The sequence below is a fragment of the Affinibrenneria salicis genome (genome assembly GCF_008710095.1).
The window spans coordinates 1-16,366 of the sequence record NZ_VYKJ01000009.1; the positions used below are offsets into that span (position 1 = coordinate 1).

The following is a 16,366-nucleotide window of genomic DNA, read 5'->3' on the forward strand; positions in this document are numbered from 1 at the left end:
TCGACCAGCTTTCATTACTTCGCTCCGGTGCCCTTAACGGTTCCGGCTCTTCCCGTTTCAGCCTTTTCTTCGGCTTAATGCGCAGGTTCAGCGAAAGCTCACAGTAAATCCGGTAAACCCTTTTATGATTCCAGCCGAACCCCTTCACATTGCGGAGGTACAGATAGCACAGACCAAAACCCCAGTTTCGTTGGCTGTCGGTAATACACAATAACCACTCTGCAATCTGCTGATTTTCCTCATCAAGTTTCGGCGTATAGCGGTAACAACTTTCACTGACTGAAAATATCTGACAGGCAAAACGAATACTGATATGCCTGTTTTCCACGGCTGCTTTTGCCATCTGCCGACGCTGAGATGGCTTTACCCCTTTTTTTGCATGGCTTCCTGAATAATTTCAGCTTTAAGCCGTTCTTCCGCGTACATCTTTTTGAGGCGACGGTTTTCGTCTTCCAGCGCTTTCAGACGGGTCATGAGGGACGCATCCATCCCGCCGAATTTAGTCCGCCACTTGTAAAAACTGGCGCTGCTGATGCCATGCTCGCGGCACAGTTCAGGCACGGGTGTTCCGGCTTCGGCCTGCCTGAGGATGGCGATGATCTGGCTGTCGGTAAAACGTGATTTTTTCATAAGAATCTCCTGCGTTTAGATTACGAGAAAATTCTACTTATGAATACTCTGCTTTTTCGGGGGGATTACCGTGCTCAAGGCCGATGACCGCGCATTTGCGGTGGAAGAGCAGTTTTATCAGGACGTCTTCGCGCAGTTCAGTGGACCGCTGCCGCCAGTGCTGTGGATACTCAACCAAGTGGACAAAACCGAACCCGCCGAGCAGTGGCGATGGTTGTCGGCTCAGCCCTCGGCGTTACAGGCGGAGCGTATTGCGCAGAAACAGCAGGCTGTGGCACTTCAGTTGCAGATAGCAGAAATAGATATTCTGCCTGTTTCTGTCCGGGGGCGTTACCGGCTGTCGCGCCTGGTGGAGGCCATGATTACCCGCCTCCCAAAGCAAGCCCGCAGTCCACTTGTGCCTCATCTGCAGAACCGGTATCGCACTGATACCGTTATCAATACCGCCAGCTGCAGCTTTGGCGATGCCGTGGTAGAGGTGATTGATAACATCATTGACCTCGCACCGCTGCCGCAGGTGGCCCGCACAGCACTGCATGCGGTGACCCACACCGTCGCCCGTGCAGCAGGCTCCCTCTGGGGATTTTTCTTCAGTTAACCTCTTCATTTTCGATAAACCTGAAGACGTGTATCGATAAGTTTTTTTGCTCAATGACGATCGATTTTGTCGATCGAGCCGATCGAAATTCATCGCTGTACCTGATGAATCCCGTGATTACATAATCAACCGGGAATCATAGGGTTATGTTATTTATCCATTAAAAATCAATGCGATATATCGCAGGATTTGTCACATACGGAGAAAGTGTCATGAAAACTGTTCTTATCGCGTTCGCCACCCTTGCTGTACTGGCCGCGATGCCCGCTCAGGCGGCTGATGAGGACGCTATAAAAGTCAATATCGAGAAAAGTGGCTACGAATGCCATGACTGCGTTTATGTCACCGTGACCGCCAGAACAGACAACATTCAGATAGACAAAATTGATGTTAACCGGGGGCGTTGCCCGCAACTAAAACAGGGAAAGTCAACGTATAACGGGAAGACCACCCCGGAAGGATGGTGGCCCAATAAAGGTACGTTTACCCCCCGCAAAATGCAGTTTGCCGAGAGTCTGACCTGGCGTTTCGGAAATCCACTCTGGCAGTCCGGTATCTCGTGTAATTTCCTGGAGGCCCGGATATTCACCGACCAGGGCACCTTCACCGTCAGTGACTAAATCAGCCCCACTTATCAACAGCCGTTTCCTCTCCCGCCACCAGCGCTATTTATTGTTCAAATGGAGTCATGAATGAAACCTTTTATTATCAGTATCTATTGTGTGCTGGCTCTTATCACGGCCATTTATCAGGCTGTATGGGGGACTCAGGCATGGCGTGGCCTGGCTTATGCCATCGGACAGGGGCTGGTATGGCCTGCATTCTGGTTCCCTTCACTCGGCAGCATTATCGGCGGGCTCATCTGGATAATCATCATCGTGTTCCTGCTCATCCTCGGTTTGTTTATGCGTAAATCGTGATGATGAAACACAAAGGGCTTTTTCTTGCCTCCCTCCTGCTGTTAACCGCGTGTGATGAGCCCGGGGGAAAACGTGCCTTTATGCGCGAATGTACCGCTCAGGGTGATACCGCCCTGTGTGACTGTGCCTGGGAGAAACTCGTTCAGCGTTACGGTCAGGACTGGGGGAATACCCCCCAAATTTTTACCTCGCCTGATTTTATTGCTTACACCGGTCAGGCTGCTGCTGAATGCATGGCGGAATGAGAAGGTTCTCTTTCCGCCAGACAACGCTATTCTTTATAAACATTTACGGACAACTTTATGATTAACAGACAAAAAATCATCCGCGTCACCGGACTGGTGATAGCGTCCCTGTACCTGATGTTTACCCAACCGGCTGCCGCCACTCCGGCTGACAATCTTCCCCGTCTGACAACCGACAGCAAAGGGCATATGGTCTGCCACCTTTGCGGGCCGGAGAAAAAGGACAGTTTTTTTCTGGCGGATTACCCCCAGGGATATAAAGTAAAGACCGCCAGCTACAGCAAAATCCAGGATACGAGCCGCTATGCCATTCTGATGTCTGACAGTGCCCCGGGAGCGGCTGCGAATCAGACGCCTGATTTTTTCTACATTGATAAACTCGCGACAACGCCTGCCATCAGCAGCATTCAGTTCGATAATGACCGCTCAAACCTGAGCAGCGCCAGAAGTGTATCGGTAACAGAGAAAAATGGCTTCACGCTGCTCAGCGTTATCTGGAAGAACGGAGATCGTAATATCTTCTCGCTGGATAATGAAGCACCGGCTTATACAGCCCAGATTCTGCGTTCACAGGACGACAGTCTCTTTTGCCGTAACTGCGGCGGTAAAGGGAAAGATACGCTGATTAACGGTGCTGACGAGGCTGGATTATATACTCAGCTTATTGATTCGCCGTTCCTCGCCCTGCTGAAGCAGGACGGCGGTATTGCCTGCCCTGCCGGTAACTGGTATGTCGTCAGCAAAACCCGTGAACCCCCTGAAATCCGGGAAATCACCGGAGTGGGATGCGATGAAATTGCAGACCTGAAACCCTCCGTAAAAGCTGGCGTCACAACGCTGAATATCCGCTATATCAATGGTAAGGCGAAAACCCTCACTCTCGAAAATCACTGATTCACGTACTGCTCCTGATACTCTCATTAAACCCGCAAACGCCCCGCTCGAATGAGCAGGGCGTTTGTTTTTGTGCCTGCTAAGGAACTCACCATGCAAAGCATTGACGACTCACCGTTACCTCCCGGTTCGTTCACCCGTGAACAGGCAGAGGCTGTGGTGGCGGTTTACCTCAATGTTGCTATCGAAGACGACCAGGGTACACATTTTCGGCTGGTGATTCGGGACAGCGAGGGGCAGTTGATCTGGCGAGCGTGGAGTTTTGAAGCCAGCGCCGGGGAATGGCTTAACCTCTACATCGCCAGCCACAGAATATCCCAACCCTGACTCACCTCAGGCCCCGACCACACCAACCGGCCGTGTTCCCTTCGGGATGCATGGCTTTTTTGTTTATGCCGTTTCATTAACTACAGAGGTACTCACCATGCGCTTAGCAAGCCGCTTCGGGCGGATAAACCAGATCCGCCGCGACCGTCCGTTAACCCGCGATGAACTGGCGCACTACGTGCCCAGCGTCTTCTGCGAAGAAAAACATGAATCCCGCAGCGAGCGTTACACGTACATTCCGACCATCACCCTGCTGGATAACCTACAGCGGGAAGGTTTCCAGCCGTTCTTTGCCTGCCAGACACGCGTGCGCGACCTGAATAAACGCGACCACACAAAGCACATGCTGCGTCTTCGGCGTGAGGGGCAAATCACCGGTAAACAGGTCCCCGAAATCATCCTGCTTAACAGTCACGACGGCTCCAGCTCATACCAGATGCTGCCGGGATTGTTTCGCTTTGTCTGCCAGAATGGGCTCGTCTGTGGCGAAACCTTTGGTGAGGTGCGCGTGCCGCACAAGGGCAATGTGGTGGAGAAAGTCATTGAAGGGGCTTATGAGGTGCTGGGGATATTTGACCGGGTTGAAGAGAAGCGGGATGCGATGCAATCGCTGCTACTCCCTCCACCGGCACAGCAGGCGTTTGCCAGAGCGGCGCTGACGTACCGCTTTGGTGAAGAGCACCAGCCGGTAACGGCATCCCAGATACTGACGCCGAGACGCTATGAAGATCGCCAGAACGACCTGTGGTCGGTCTTCAATCGTTGCCAGGAAAACCTGCTGAAAGGTGGTCTGCCCGGGCGTACCGCGAAGGGCAAACGCAGCCACACCCGCGCGGTTAACGGAATTGATGGCGACATTAAGCTCAACCGGGCTTTATGGGTGATGGCGGAACAGATGCAGCAGGCTCTGAGCTGATGCGGTATGTTCCTGCGGACGCCCGCCAGGCCGGAATATATCCGGTATCTCTGGCGAACCAGCCAGGCTGCCGCGCCATCTCTGATGACGACCTGTGCGCGTGGTGCCCCCATCTGCTCTACCGCCCCGGCGAACTCAGCCTCTGCCGGTTAAGCCTCACCGACGACCGCTGGCCCTCACACTGTGATGAATACGGCTATGCGCAATCCTGCCCGTCACTCAGGTTAAACCGGTCTCCCCAACTTAATGAATGAACAAGGAAAAACAACATGACCCGCAACACTCTGCCACTCTTCACCCCGGAAGAAAGCGTTCCGCTTGCAGCGCAACATCAGATTAACGCCACGCTCGTACCTGATGAGCAACGTGTGGGCTTCTGGCGGCAGCACTTCGGCAGCATACCGCAGTGGATAATCCTTGAGCCGACCATCTTCACGTGGATGGACCGCTTCTGCGCAGACTACAACGGCGGTATCTGGAATTTTTATACTCTCAGCAACGGCGGGGCGTTTATGGCCCCGGACGCGGAGAACAGTGAGTCGTGGTCGCTGTTCAACACTATGAACGGCAACGGCGGTGAACTCAGTACCGAAGCTGCCGGAATAGCCGTCTGTCTGATGGCATACAGCCACCACGCCTGCCGTACCGAATGCGACGCCATGACGGAGCACTACTACCGCCTGCGCGACTATGCGCTGAACCACGCGGAACGTGGTGCCATCATGCACATCATCGGCTGAGGGATAAGACGATGGAACAACAGTTACCGCTGTTTGCACGTGAATTAGCCCCTGCTGACCAGCAAACCATCAGGGAAGCCTTAACCCTGCTGGCGTGCCAGCTACGCGAACCTGGCGTGGCATTTACCTCCAGTAGCTCAGTACGTGACTGGTTGCGTCTGCAGCTCGCGTCACTGGAGCGCGAAGAGTTTACCGCACTCTTCCTCGATAACCAGCATCGCCTGATAGCCCACGAAACGCTCTTTACCGGCACCATCAACCATACGCATGTCCATCCCCGCGAAGTGGTGAAGACCGGTCTGAAATACAACTGCGCCGCTGTCATTGTCGCCCATTGCCACCCGTCAGGGCTTGCCGAACCCAGCAAGGCCGATCGTCAGATCACCACGCGTATTCAGCAGGCGCTGGACCTGGTGGATATCCGTCTGCTGGATCACCTGGTGGTCGGCGGCATGGAAATAGTTTCGTTTTCTGAGAGAGGCTGGATTTGAGGAGAGAAATAGCGATGAAAATCATCAGCAAACGTCAGGCAATGGCGATATACCGCCAGCATCCGCAGTCCCGGTTATTTCCCTTCTGCACGGGTAAATACACATGGTCCGGCAGTATCTGCCACTACGCTGGACGTGAGGTCCAGGATATCAGCGGAGTGCTCGCGGTCTTCGCGGAGCGTCGCCAGGACCGCAATGACCCGTATGTCGTATTGCGCAGCGTTACCCTGAATTAACGCACAGTTAAGGATTACTTAAATGCAGAACACAACACCTGTAGCAAACCATGATATTGCCGAACCCTGGTGGGGACTTAAACCCACCGTCACGCCGTGTCTTGGCGCACGGCTGGTACAGGAAGGCAACCGGCTGCATTATCTGGCTGACCGGGCAAGTATCACCGGAACATTCAACAATGAGGATTTACGTCATCTCGACCAGGCGTTTCCGGTATTGCTTAAACAGCTGGAGTTGATGCTCGTTTCCGGTGAGCTCACCTCCCGCTATCATCACCGCATCACGCTATATCACAATAGACTGACTTGCGAAGCTGACACACTCGGCTCCTGTGGCTATGTCTACATCGCTATTTATCCCGACCAGCATGAACCCCATCAACTCTACGCTTATCTCTTAAACTCATAGAGCAAACATCATGCAAACCTTATCATCACACCCGACACGGGCGACTCAGCCCAATCTGTCACCCGTTGAAACCTGGCAACGGCTGCTGACTCATCTGTTATCGCAGCACTATGGCCTGACGTTGAATGACACACCGTTCAGTAATGAAACCACCATACGAGAACATATTGATGCTGGAGTATCGCTCAGCGATGCGGTGAACTTTCTTGTCGAAAAATACGGGCTTGTCCGTATCGACCAAAAGGGATTTTCGTGGCAAGAACAAACCCCCTATATTTCCATAGTGGATATTCTGCGAGCAAGGCGCTCTACCGGCTTGCTAAAAACTAATGTGAAATAAACGCCTAAATACAGAGCAGACTAAAGGAAAGCAAAATGCTAATCTCACAGACGAAGAGACTTCTACTGTAACCTCCCCTCCCCTGCAAAAAACCTGACATTTTCTTTTAGGACCAATAATGGGACCAAATTGAAAATTGAATTGAAGATTACAAAAAATTAAACAACAAGTTACGCAACCAATTCAGACTCCCCCAGCGTCGCGACGACTGCAACGACGTGTCAGCGACTGCATCCATGTCGCGTCATCCTGCCTGCTGAATAGTTCGCGTTCGTCAATACAGTTCTACCTGTATGCTTACACTTATGACATTTTCCAGGCTGAAGATGAAGATAAAGCAACGGAAACACGTCATCAGGGCGCTGTCGCCACGGCAGGGATTGCCAGGGAATCGGCTGCTGGAGCAGGTGTTGCGGCTATGGCGTTTGCGACGCCACCGCTCCGATATGCGTCAGCGTCGCAGCGTTGATAGGTGGAGTACTGGCTGCAGCAAGCACAAAAATGTTATATGGAACAATTTATACGGTGCCTTAAAGGGAAAATCTGTGCATGAAACTAAGCGATCACGAATTGTCAAAACGAGTGCTGGTATGGCATGCCTTGTCCGATCTTTTCACTGCGCGTGAGTTACAGGACTATGACTATCAATGGATGGTCAAGGTGCTGAAAGAATCTGGTTTATCCAGGGAAACCATTTTTCAGATAATTGATAACGAAGTGGCGCCCGCTTTACTGGGAAATCTGCTATTCAACCCTACTCCGGTTATGGATGGCTGGGAACCCGAAGAAGTAAAAGAATTGGTGCTTCGCCATTTGCATAAAAAACCAACAATTCTAGAAAAAATACTCCCGCGGAAGTCTCTAATTAAAAAAAGGCGTAAAAACATTCAAAGCGAATTATCCCGACTATCGAGCGAACTGGATAAAGACCAGGCTGTGTCCCACAATTACCTAACCGATGTAAAATCGCACACCCCTGACAAGGGTCAGCAGTAAAAATACACAAAAGCAGATCAAACAAACAAACAAACAAACAAACAAACAAACAAACAAACAAACAAACATTAATGCATTTCTCTCATCGTCAGTCAGCGAAAATGAATTGCGGGACACAGCCTGACCCGACACATTATCATTAACGCTATCAACTCTATGCCTGCTGGCTGCCAGAATACGATATGCCTGATAGACACCAGCAACGATAAAACTGGCTCGGGCCGGTTTTATCGTTGTTATTCACAGGAAAGGTGATGAGTAACTCGTCACCTGTTCACCTGTTCACCTGTTCACCTGTTCACCTGTTCACTAACTCATCACCCATTAATATATTGATTATTAATCATAAAACTCTCAGGTGAAGAGGCTGGACAGTTTTTTATAAAATCTTTTTATTGCGCCATTGCAAATTAATTGAACAATAAATATCCATAGAGGGAATAGCCAACTGTGGTGGTGCTCCCCATCATATAACAGCGTTGATCTTATTCGCAGGCTCACGTTTAGTCTTACAAACAAAGTCTGAATTAGAAATTATTTATCATGATGTTACGTTGAAAAATTAGATTCCCCCAGCGCAAAATCACGCGCCGCGTTTATTGCGCTGTCGCGAATTTTTCAATGCCCTGATCGTCCAGACGATAGCGTACCCACTCTTCCTGCGGCAAGGCGCCAATACTGCGGTAGAAGTCGATGGCGGGCTGGTTCCAGTCGAGCACGCTCCATTCCAGTCGGCCGCATTTCCTTTCCCGCGCGAGCCGGGCGATATGCCCGAGCAGCGCTTTGCCGGCGCCGGCGTGACGGAATTTTTGCGCGATATATAAGTCTTCTAAATAAATGCCGTTTTTACCCAACCAGGTGGAGTAGCTGGTGAAGAAAATCGCATAGCCGACCGCCTGCCCGTCTATGCTGCAAATCAGCGTCTCCGCTTTGGCATCCGGACCAAACAGGGAGTCTTCAATATCCTGTAGCGATGCGGCGACCTCATGCCGGGCCTTTTCATATTCCGCCAGTTCAATAATAAGATCCAATATAACGCCCGCATCTGATTTGCTGGCCGGATAAATATCTATCTTCATTTTTTTTCCATAATTAACAACGTTCATGCTTGAGGTGGATTATGCTATCCGATAAAAAATACTGTATGAACTGCATTTTTCACATTGGTTGATGAACAATATGCATCTGGATTTGCGCCGTATCGATTTAAATTTGTTGGTGATCTTTAACAGCGTCTATCGAAACCGCTCGGTGGCGGCAACCGCTCAGGAGCTGGCGATGAGCGCCTCGGCGGTCAGCCACGCCCTGATTCGCCTGCGCGGCACCTTTGCGGATGAGCTATTTTTTCGCGTGGGCAATACCATGCAGCCAACGGTATTTGCCGAACAGATAGCAGGACCTGTTGCCAGTAGTCTGGCGCAGCTGTCGGCGGGGCTGGAACGTCGCCCGCGTTTCGATCCGGCCAACAGCAGCGACAGTTTTACCTTTTCCATCACCGATTACACGGCATTTACTCTTTTTCCCTCGCTGATGGAAAAAATAGAAACGCTTGCGCCCAATATCAAATTTAATCTGATCTATGCTCAACAAAAGGTGGCGATTAATGAGCTGCTGGCGGGCAAGATCGATTTCGCACTGGGGTTCAGCGAAATCCATCATCCCGGCAGCCGGGAAATTGAAGAGATCGACTGGCTTGAAGACCGTTATGTGGTGATTTCCGCGGCGGATTATCCGGCCGACACGCCCCTGACGCTCGCGCGTTATTTGCAGGCCAGGCATCTGGTGGTCACGCCGTGGAATGAGCCGCGCGGCGTTATCGATTACGCGCTGGATAAACTCGGCCATCAGCGCCGCATCGTACTCAAAACGCCGTCAATGATGAGTGCGCCCTTTGTCGTCGCCCGCTCCGCCATGCTGATGACAATGCCAGAAAACGTGGCCCGACTGTTTAGCAAAATATTGCCCCTGCGCATTCATCCCCTTCCTTTCGCGGTACCCTCCTGGCGCGTCAAGATCTATAGCCACCGCAGAAGTAACCGACCGGAAGCCCATAGCTGGATCAAAAACTTGCTGTGTCGACTGACGCCGTGAACCCGCCGCCGGCGATCTGCACGGAAGAGCGACCATATCGCAGCAGAAACAGGGCAACCACTGAAGAATCAGGCGCCGCCCCGACGGGAGAAGCGGCCTGCGTCCGGCCAGACGCAGGCTAAGGTAAAGGTCCACCTTCATAGAAGGCGGCATTGGTTGCGTCCTAAAAGGGCGAACCAAAACCCTAAAAAAGTCTCTGCCAGTCCTGTCATATTTAAATCCAAAGACGACAAGGCAGAGCCAAAACCTGTCGCTAACCACGCCCGTAGAATGTAAGACGTGGTTTTCAGTTAGCAATAAAAAAGGACCCGCATTGCGGGCCCTGGCGACGATCGGTGCGCCGGACAGGCGTTATTTACGGCCCAGCAGGAAGCCGACCACAATACCGACGGCGGTTGCGACAGCGACCCCGGCCAGCGGGTTCGATTCCACCTTGCTTTTTACTACGTCGGCGGCATCGCGCGCGGCATAGCTGGCCTGAGAGGCATATTTCCTGGCGGCGCCTTTAATTTGATGCTCGGGAGAGTCCGTCGCCTCACCGTAAGATTCCTGAGCGGCACCCGCCGCTTCCTTTACTTTATCTTCTGCTTTTCCGAACATGTTTACTCCTCAGCCAATTGCAAAGAACAAGATTAAGCGTAGCAAAGGTTGGAAAGAATGTTCGGCCGGTTGCGCTTTTATTACAAAATAACCGGCGCCCGCATGGCGCGGCCCCGACGGCGGGCTCAGCGGCCTCAGACGGGTGTCAGACATACCGCGTGCACGGCGACGGAATCCGGCGTTGAGACGCCGTCACCCGATTGTCGCTTCTCTGTGGCACACCGCATAAGGAATCTGTTGTTGGCTATCGATATTAACGTTAAGGGGGGCAGCTACGCCGGGGATAGCGCTAACGCGGTCTGGCGAAAAAACGCGGCGCCCGGCAAAAAATGTGCATTGGCCGTTACGGATCTGACCAGCCCGATTCTCAGCAAAAATAAGCATGAAACGATGGTTATCGTACGCCATCAGCCGGAAAACGACGGGTTTATCGACGGACGCAGTCTGGCCGAATGGGGTGCAACGTTCCTTTCGCGTCGAGGTAACCATCGTCGCCGAGACCTGCAGCAAACAACAAAAAGCGCAGTATCAGCGCGAGGTATTCAACGCCATGAGCGCGTTAATCGGCAATGTGCCCCCGCACGCCAATGTCCACGTTATCGACCGCAAAGCGGCGTCCTGCGGCCACGGCGTGATTACCCAGGAATATCGTTTTCAGCATCAGGATGAATTTTATCGCTAATAGATTGCGCGGCGGCCTGCCGGATACCCTGCGGCACAGGCGGAACGCCGCATAGGGCAGCGCCGGCCTCCCGCTGGCGCAAAGGCGCTCAGTCGTGCGATATTTTCAGCGGGACATCGGCAATATGACCGATCTGCCCGGCCAGCGCCCGATTGCTGACCACTACCTTACCGCCGCGCTCCAGTCCGCCCGCCGCCAGGTAATCATTGATCGCACCGCCGGCTTCACTCACCAGCAGCATGCCGGCCAGGCAATCCCATGGATTCATGTGCAGTTCGAGATAAGCGTCGGTACGCCCGGTCGCCACCCAGGCCAGTCCCAGCGCCCCGCAGGCGCCGCGTCGCACGTTGCCTCCGGCGCGCATCAATCCATCGAGCAGCGAAAGATAGCGGGCGTTCGCTATCCGCGCGCTCCAGCCCAGTTCCAGACTGGCGACGGAAAAGGTTTCGGTGGCGGATACACGGACAGGCCGACCGTTCAGGGTCGCACCGCGTCCGAGCTGCGCGATATAGAGATCCTGGTGGCAGGGATCGAGAATAATGCCGAACTGGGTTTTACCCTGCAGCAGATAAGCCAGCGCCAGACAAAAATGAGGAATACCGCGAGCAAAATTAGCGGTACCGTCAATCGGGTCCAGCACCCACATGCTGTCGCTCAGCTCCCCGCCGGTTTCTTCTCCCAGCACCTCATCCATGGGGAAATGCTGCCGCAGCTGCTGTTTAAGGTAGATTTCGATCTCGGTATCGGTCTGGGTAAGAAAATCCTGCGGCCCTTTATACTGGATCTGCTCAGGGGATATTTGCTGAAAGGCCCTCAGCGCCATCTTCCCCGCCTGACCAATCAGTTCAACGGCCTGCTGTAGCCGTTCGCTTACGCTATGAGAAAAAAAGTCAGTCATGTTATCCGCTTCATTAATGCGGAACCCGCCGCTGCCGCGTCCCGCCAGTTAGACATGGTTGAGGGTCGTCCCAGACTCGCCGGCTCCATCGCTGGAGGCGCCCTAACGTGGCCGCTGTCGCGCGCGTCTGCCGACTGCTGACGCCAGTGTACCCCGCCCGATGGCAGCGGCCCCCGCATCAGCCGGAACTCAGCGCGACGCGACAGATCCACTGCCGTACAGGGTAAACAGCGCGCGTGTCACGCTGATGAGAGGTTAATGACACGGATATGACGGCGACGCGAGCCGGTTTATCCACGCGGCATCGCGTCATTATTCCCGCCAGGCCGGGCGCCCGCCGGACGAAACCGGCTTCAGATACGGAACCAGGCTGAGCAAGCCGACTAGCGCCAGCAACGCGCCGATCCAGAGGGGAAAGGTCAGCCCCCAGCGTTCAATGCCCAGCCCGCCGATAAACGCGCCCAGCCCCAGGCCGATATTAATCACCGACGTGTGCAGCGTATTGACCAGCGCGCCCGGATGCGCCGTTTTCATCACGCGAGCAATCATCGCCGGATTGAGCGAAACGCCGGTCAGTCCGATAACGACCACCATCGCCAGGCTTATGCCCGGCTGATAGGCAAACAGAGCAAACAGCAGCAATGCCAGAGTCAATACAGACAGCCCGCCGGCCAGGATCGGCAGGGTATATCGGTCGGCGTAACGGCCGCACAGCATATTGCCCGCCACATTCGCCAGGCCGTATAGCGCAAACAGCCACGGCATAGCCGAAGGGCTGAAGCCGCTGACGCCGGTCAGAATCGGGATAAAATAGCTGAATGCGGCGAAAGTCGCGCCGATAATCAGCCCGCTGCTGGCATAGGCCGCCCACAGGTGACGGTTGCTAAACTGCGCCAGTTCGTCGGCCACCCGCCCGGTCGACGACGACGCACGCGCCGGCACCAGGAGCGCGATGATCAGCGCGCACGCCAGCGTCAGCACAACAATTAGCCAGAAGCTGGCGCGCCAGCCGGCATACTGTTCCATCAGCGAGGCCATCGGCACGCCGAATACCGCCGACAGCATCAGGCCGCCGACCACCACCGATGCGGCGCGCCCGCGTTCGCCGGGGCTAACCAGCTCGGCGCAAATCGCCAGCGCGACGCCGAAGCAGGCCGAGCCGACAACGCCGGTCACTACGCGCGCGGCCGCCATCAGCGGATAGCTACCCGACATGGCCGCAACCGACTGCGCCAGCGCGTAGCCGGACAGCAGCCACAGCAACGCCTTTTTATTCGACACGCGCAGCCGCAACAGCGTCAGCGTCAACAGCGGCCCCCCCACGACCATTCCGGCGGCGTACAGCGAGATCAACCGACCGATCTGCGTCAGTGAAGCGTCCAGCGCATCGGACAGCGCCGGCATCATACCGGCCACCATAAATTCGGAGGTGGTCAGAGAAAAAATCGTGAGAGCGAGAATATAAACGACCAGCGGCATAACTTCCCCCTATTTTGTAACGATCATTAAACTAACCAACAAAAAAAAGACCGCGATACGCCGCGCCTGACCGGATAAGGCGCGGAATATACCCGGGCGAGTCAATTTGATCCTGAACGAACGGTATACGGCGTCAGAACCATGCGGCGCGGTTGCTGCGCCGTTCTCCTTTCCCCTCGTTCGGCCGCGAGACGCGAATCAACAATACCGCGTGGCCGGCCGTTCAGAGCCGGCTCAGGATCCCTTCCACCACGTCCTGCAAAAAAGCGCGATCCGGCATAGACTGGCCGAGAATACGCAGTCCGTAATAGCTGCTCAGAAAGGCTCTGGCGCATACCAGGGCGGACTGTGCGCCATCCAGTTCGCCGCTGCGCTGCCCCAGGGCAAAAACATGGCACAGCGCCTGTTCCAGCTTCATTACGTAACGGCGGGTAATGCGCGCCACCTCCGGGTCCTTGCCTGCGCGCTCCAGCGCGGCGCTCAGCGCCATACAGCTGCGCCGTTGCTCCGGGTCAAGATCGCTCTCGATGCCCCATTCGAGCAGCGCGCGCAGCCGCGCACGCACGCTTCCCTCGCCCTCCAGAATCTGCGTCTGCGTCTGTAAGCCGAGCGCCTGATAGCGCTGCAGCGCCTGGTGATACAGATTTTCCTTGCTGCCGAACGCGTTATACAAACTGCCGCGCCCCAGCCCGGTTTCATCCACCAGCGCCTGCGCCGAGCTGCCGGCATAGCCGTTGGACCAGAACACGTTCATCGCCGCATCCAGTACCGCCGTCTCATCAAACTCTCTCGGTCTGCCGCCCATCGCCTCTCCGCTTGTCGTTCAGCGCGCCTTCACCGCGCGCCATGTTCGTTAGCATAGGCCATTCTTTAACGAATGGTCAATTATTGTTTTATAGCGCCGCTGGTCTGCCGGCGTCGTCGGCATTAGACTGACCGTATCAGGATCAGTCCGCACCACACAGGGAGAAAAAATGGCGATTCCACAAACTCAGGCAGAGCTGTTAACGGCCATTGATCAGAACTATGTCCGGCTGCTGCGCGATGTGCGCGCGCTGCCCGCATCGGCGGTTAATGAAATCTCGCTGGAAGGGCATGCGAAGGGAACGCTCATCAGCCCCGCCGATCTTATCGCTTACCTGATCGGCTGGAATGAGCTGGTGCTGAAATGGCTGGAGCATCATCAGTCGGGCCAGCCGATTGATTTTCCGGAAACCGGGTTCAAATGGAACCAGCTCGGCCAGCTGGCGCAAAAATTTTATGCGGATTACGCCGGGCTAGACTGGGCGCAGCGTCTCGAACGGCTGGAGCAGGCGAAGCGGCGCATCGTGCAATTTATAGCAAGCAGCGACGACCCCACGCTGTACGGCAGAGCCTGGTATGACAAATGGACGCTCGGCCGCATGATCCAGTTCAACACCGCATCGCCCTACGCCAACGCGCGCGCCCGTCTGCGTAAGTGGGCGAAGGGCAAATCGATCCGGCTGTAAGTCCGGCGGGCGCCACTCGCGACGACGCAACAAGAAACCTGCCGGCCGACCTGCCCGCTCTTGTCGCCGCAGCCTCCGCCTGAACGGGCAGAGGGTTTGCTGCGGCCCCCGACCGGCGTTAGTCCGCCACCGGGTTCTGCGGCGTATCCAGAATCAACTGGTAGAACGCCAGATCCAGCCAGCGATCGAATTTGAACGCGGCCTGGGCAATCGTGCCGGCATGCCGGAAGCCCGCCTTTTCATGCATGACGATACTTACGTGGTTTTCCGCATCAATGCCGCCGATCAACGTATGGAATCCCTGCGCTTTCGCGCTCTCGATCAGTTCATTCAGCAAGCGGCGGCCAATGCCCTGCCCTCTGGCGTCTTTGTGTACATAGATAGAGTGCTCAATCGAATACTTATTCGCGGGCCGATCGCGAAATGCCCCGTAAGTGGCGAAGCCCAGCAGGTTGCCCTGCTCATCTTCGATGCCGAACACCGGCAAATTATTTTTACTCTTCGCCGCAAACCAGGCCCGCATATCGTCATCCGTCCGGGCGTGATAGTCATACAGCGCGGTGGAATTCAGAATGGCCTCATTAAAAATCGCCAGAATCTGCGCGGCGTGACGCTGTTCAGTACAATTTACCTGTTTCATCATTCTTCGTTTATCTCTGTCATCGGCCGGATGACGACGGTATTGATCCGTCCCGGTCACTGAGCCGGCAAAACGGCAGAAAATGCTCCGCCGGCCGCCTGCCCGCCTCTTGAAATCCACCGCTAACATTCACTATAGTGGACTTTATTCCACTAAATTAAACAAAGAGGTTTGCACATGTCAATCGATGACATCATCGCCGAACAGATTAATCAGCTGCGACGGGAAAAAAATCTCAGCATTGAGCAACTGGCGCGTCTGTCGGGCGTCAGTAAGGCGATGATTTCCAAAATCGAGCGGCGTGAAAGCAGCCCCAGCGCCACGCTGCTGGGGCGGCTGGCCGCGGGACTGGGGGTGCCGGTAACGCAGTTGCTGACCGGCCCCGTCGAACCGGCGCAACGCCTGCGGCAGCGCCACGAGCAAGAAACCTGGCGCGATCCGGAATTGGGCTATATCCGCCGCCAGGTGACGGAGAGAGAGGCCGACAGCGGGCTGGAGATGGTGGAAATCAGCCTGCCGGGGCAAACGCGCATCAGCTACCCGCGCTGGAGCAACAACGTGTATCAACAGCGGCTATGGTTAATTGAGGGCAGCCTGCAGCTCGACTACGGCGATGAGCATTTTACCCTGTCGCCCGGCGACTGCCTGAATTTCGACGTCAACCAGCCGGTCACCTTCAGCAACCGCACGGACGATGTGTGCCGCTATCTGCTGGTGATCACCGGCGCCTGACGCGCGGAGCAA

22 protein-coding genes and 2 pseudogenes are annotated in these 16,366 nt (G+C 54.8%); 17 read left to right on the top strand and 7 right to left on the bottom strand.

Annotated features, from left to right (window positions below; translation table 11 throughout):
* A pseudogene (locus tag FJU30_RS16585) lies at positions 1-630 on the bottom strand (transposase); the annotation flags it as partial.
* Between the two features lie 70 nt (positions 631-700).
* On the opposite strand from FJU30_RS16585, the pseudogene FJU30_RS16590 reads away from it, so the two are divergent.
* The 13 genes and pseudogenes from FJU30_RS16590 to FJU30_RS16655 all read left to right on the top strand — a co-directional run.
* Positions 701-1,228 (top strand): annotated as a pseudogene (locus FJU30_RS16590) (GTPase family protein); the annotation flags it as partial.
* A 212-nt stretch (positions 1,229-1,440) separates the two neighbouring features.
* Positions 1,441-1,848: a hypothetical protein gene (locus FJU30_RS16595; protein ID WP_150436098.1), complete on the top strand. Its 408-nt coding sequence runs from the start codon at positions 1,441-1,443 to the stop codon at positions 1,846-1,848.
* 72 nt (positions 1,849-1,920) lie between these two features.
* Positions 1,921-2,148, top strand: coding sequence for a hypothetical protein (locus tag FJU30_RS16600; RefSeq protein WP_150436099.1), 228 nt, complete (start codon positions 1,921-1,923; stop codon positions 2,146-2,148).
* A complete protein-coding gene (locus tag FJU30_RS16605; RefSeq protein ID WP_150436100.1) occupies positions 2,148-2,393 on the top strand; it encodes a hypothetical protein in 246 nt (81 codons plus the stop codon). The genes FJU30_RS16600 and FJU30_RS16605 overlap by 1 nt, the downstream gene beginning before the upstream one ends.
* A 57-nt stretch (positions 2,394-2,450) precedes the next feature.
* The gene (locus FJU30_RS16610; protein ID WP_150436101.1) at positions 2,451-3,287 is read left to right on the top strand and encodes a hypothetical protein; all 837 of its coding nucleotides are present in this window, start codon (positions 2,451-2,453) and stop codon (positions 3,285-3,287) included.
* 93 nt (positions 3,288-3,380) lie between these two features.
* Positions 3,381-3,614 (top strand): DUF905 domain-containing protein, encoded by a 234-nt coding sequence (locus FJU30_RS16615; protein ID WP_150436102.1) that lies wholly within the window; start codon positions 3,381-3,383, stop codon positions 3,612-3,614.
* Between the two features lie 97 nt (positions 3,615-3,711).
* On the top strand, positions 3,712-4,530 hold the full coding sequence (locus tag FJU30_RS16620) for a DUF932 domain-containing protein (RefSeq protein WP_150436103.1): 819 nt from the start codon (positions 3,712-3,714) through the stop codon (positions 4,528-4,530).
* Between the two features lie 269 nt (positions 4,531-4,799).
* A complete protein-coding gene (locus tag FJU30_RS16630) occupies positions 4,800-5,270 on the top strand; it encodes an antirestriction protein (RefSeq protein ID WP_150436105.1) in 471 nt (156 codons plus the stop codon).
* A gap of 11 nt (positions 5,271-5,281) precedes the next feature.
* Entirely contained in the window at positions 5,282-5,761 is a 480-nt protein-coding gene (radC, locus tag FJU30_RS16635) for a RadC family protein (protein ID WP_150436106.1), read from the top strand.
* Positions 5,762-5,775: 14 nt separating this feature from the next.
* On the top strand, positions 5,776-5,997 hold the full coding sequence (locus FJU30_RS16640) for a DUF987 domain-containing protein (protein ID WP_150436107.1): 222 nt from the start codon (positions 5,776-5,778) through the stop codon (positions 5,995-5,997).
* A 22-nt stretch (positions 5,998-6,019) separates the two neighbouring features.
* Complete coding sequence (locus FJU30_RS16645) at positions 6,020-6,406, top strand: type IV toxin-antitoxin system YeeU family antitoxin (RefSeq protein WP_150436108.1); 387 nt, start codon at positions 6,020-6,022, stop codon at positions 6,404-6,406.
* Positions 6,407-6,416: 10 nt separating this feature from the next.
* Positions 6,417-6,746, top strand: a complete 330-nt coding sequence (locus FJU30_RS16650; RefSeq protein ID WP_150436109.1) for a TA system toxin CbtA family protein — start codon at positions 6,417-6,419, stop codon at positions 6,744-6,746.
* Between the two features lie 549 nt (positions 6,747-7,295).
* Complete coding sequence (locus FJU30_RS16655; RefSeq protein ID WP_150436110.1) at positions 7,296-7,742, top strand: DUF7079 family protein; 447 nt, start codon at positions 7,296-7,298, stop codon at positions 7,740-7,742.
* Positions 7,743-8,338: 596 nt separating this feature from the next.
* Here the strand turns inward: FJU30_RS16655 and FJU30_RS16660 are convergent.
* A complete protein-coding gene (locus FJU30_RS16660; RefSeq protein WP_150436111.1) occupies positions 8,339-8,821 on the bottom strand; it encodes a GNAT family N-acetyltransferase in 483 nt (160 codons plus the stop codon).
* 91 nt (positions 8,822-8,912) lie between these two features.
* On the opposite strand from FJU30_RS16660, the gene FJU30_RS16665 reads away from it, so the two are divergent.
* Positions 8,913-9,833: a LysR family transcriptional regulator gene (locus FJU30_RS16665; RefSeq protein WP_150436112.1), complete on the top strand. Its 921-nt coding sequence runs from the start codon at positions 8,913-8,915 to the stop codon at positions 9,831-9,833.
* 351 nt (positions 9,834-10,184) lie between these two features.
* Here the strand turns inward: FJU30_RS16665 and FJU30_RS16670 are convergent, their stop codons facing one another.
* The gene (locus tag FJU30_RS16670) at positions 10,185-10,433 is read right to left on the bottom strand and encodes a glycine zipper domain-containing protein (protein ID WP_150436113.1); all 249 of its coding nucleotides are present in this window, start codon (positions 10,431-10,433) and stop codon (positions 10,185-10,187) included.
* Positions 10,434-10,815: 382 nt separating this feature from the next.
* Between FJU30_RS16670 and FJU30_RS16675 the strand changes: the two genes are divergently transcribed.
* Positions 10,816-11,115: a hypothetical protein gene (locus tag FJU30_RS16675; RefSeq protein WP_223881617.1), complete on the top strand. Its 300-nt coding sequence runs from the start codon at positions 10,816-10,818 to the stop codon at positions 11,113-11,115.
* 88 nt (positions 11,116-11,203) lie between these two features.
* Here FJU30_RS16675 and FJU30_RS16680 read toward each other — a convergent pair whose 3' ends face one another.
* The 3 genes from FJU30_RS16680 to FJU30_RS16690 form a co-directional block, all read right to left on the bottom strand.
* A complete protein-coding gene (locus tag FJU30_RS16680) occupies positions 11,204-12,013 on the bottom strand; it encodes an inositol monophosphatase family protein (protein ID WP_150436114.1) in 810 nt (269 codons plus the stop codon).
* Positions 12,014-12,325: 312 nt separating this feature from the next.
* Entirely contained in the window at positions 12,326-13,492 is a 1,167-nt protein-coding gene (locus FJU30_RS16685) for an MFS transporter (RefSeq protein WP_150436115.1), read from the bottom strand.
* Positions 13,493-13,715: 223 nt separating this feature from the next.
* Positions 13,716-14,297, bottom strand: coding sequence for a TetR/AcrR family transcriptional regulator (locus FJU30_RS16690; protein ID WP_150436116.1), 582 nt, complete (start codon positions 14,295-14,297; stop codon positions 13,716-13,718).
* 169 nt (positions 14,298-14,466) lie between these two features.
* Between FJU30_RS16690 and FJU30_RS16695 the strand changes: the two genes are divergently transcribed.
* Positions 14,467-14,982, top strand: a complete 516-nt coding sequence (locus FJU30_RS16695; RefSeq protein WP_150436117.1) for a ClbS/DfsB family four-helix bundle protein — start codon at positions 14,467-14,469, stop codon at positions 14,980-14,982.
* Positions 14,983-15,100: 118 nt separating this feature from the next.
* Here FJU30_RS16695 and FJU30_RS16700 read toward each other — a convergent pair whose 3' ends face one another.
* Positions 15,101-15,625, bottom strand: a complete 525-nt coding sequence (locus FJU30_RS16700; protein WP_223881618.1) for a GNAT family N-acetyltransferase — start codon at positions 15,623-15,625, stop codon at positions 15,101-15,103.
* 174 nt (positions 15,626-15,799) lie between these two features.
* Between FJU30_RS16700 and FJU30_RS16705 the strand changes: the two genes are divergently transcribed.
* Complete coding sequence (locus FJU30_RS16705; protein ID WP_150436118.1) at positions 15,800-16,354, top strand: helix-turn-helix domain-containing protein; 555 nt, start codon at positions 15,800-15,802, stop codon at positions 16,352-16,354.
* Positions 16,355-16,366: the final 12 nt, after the last annotated feature.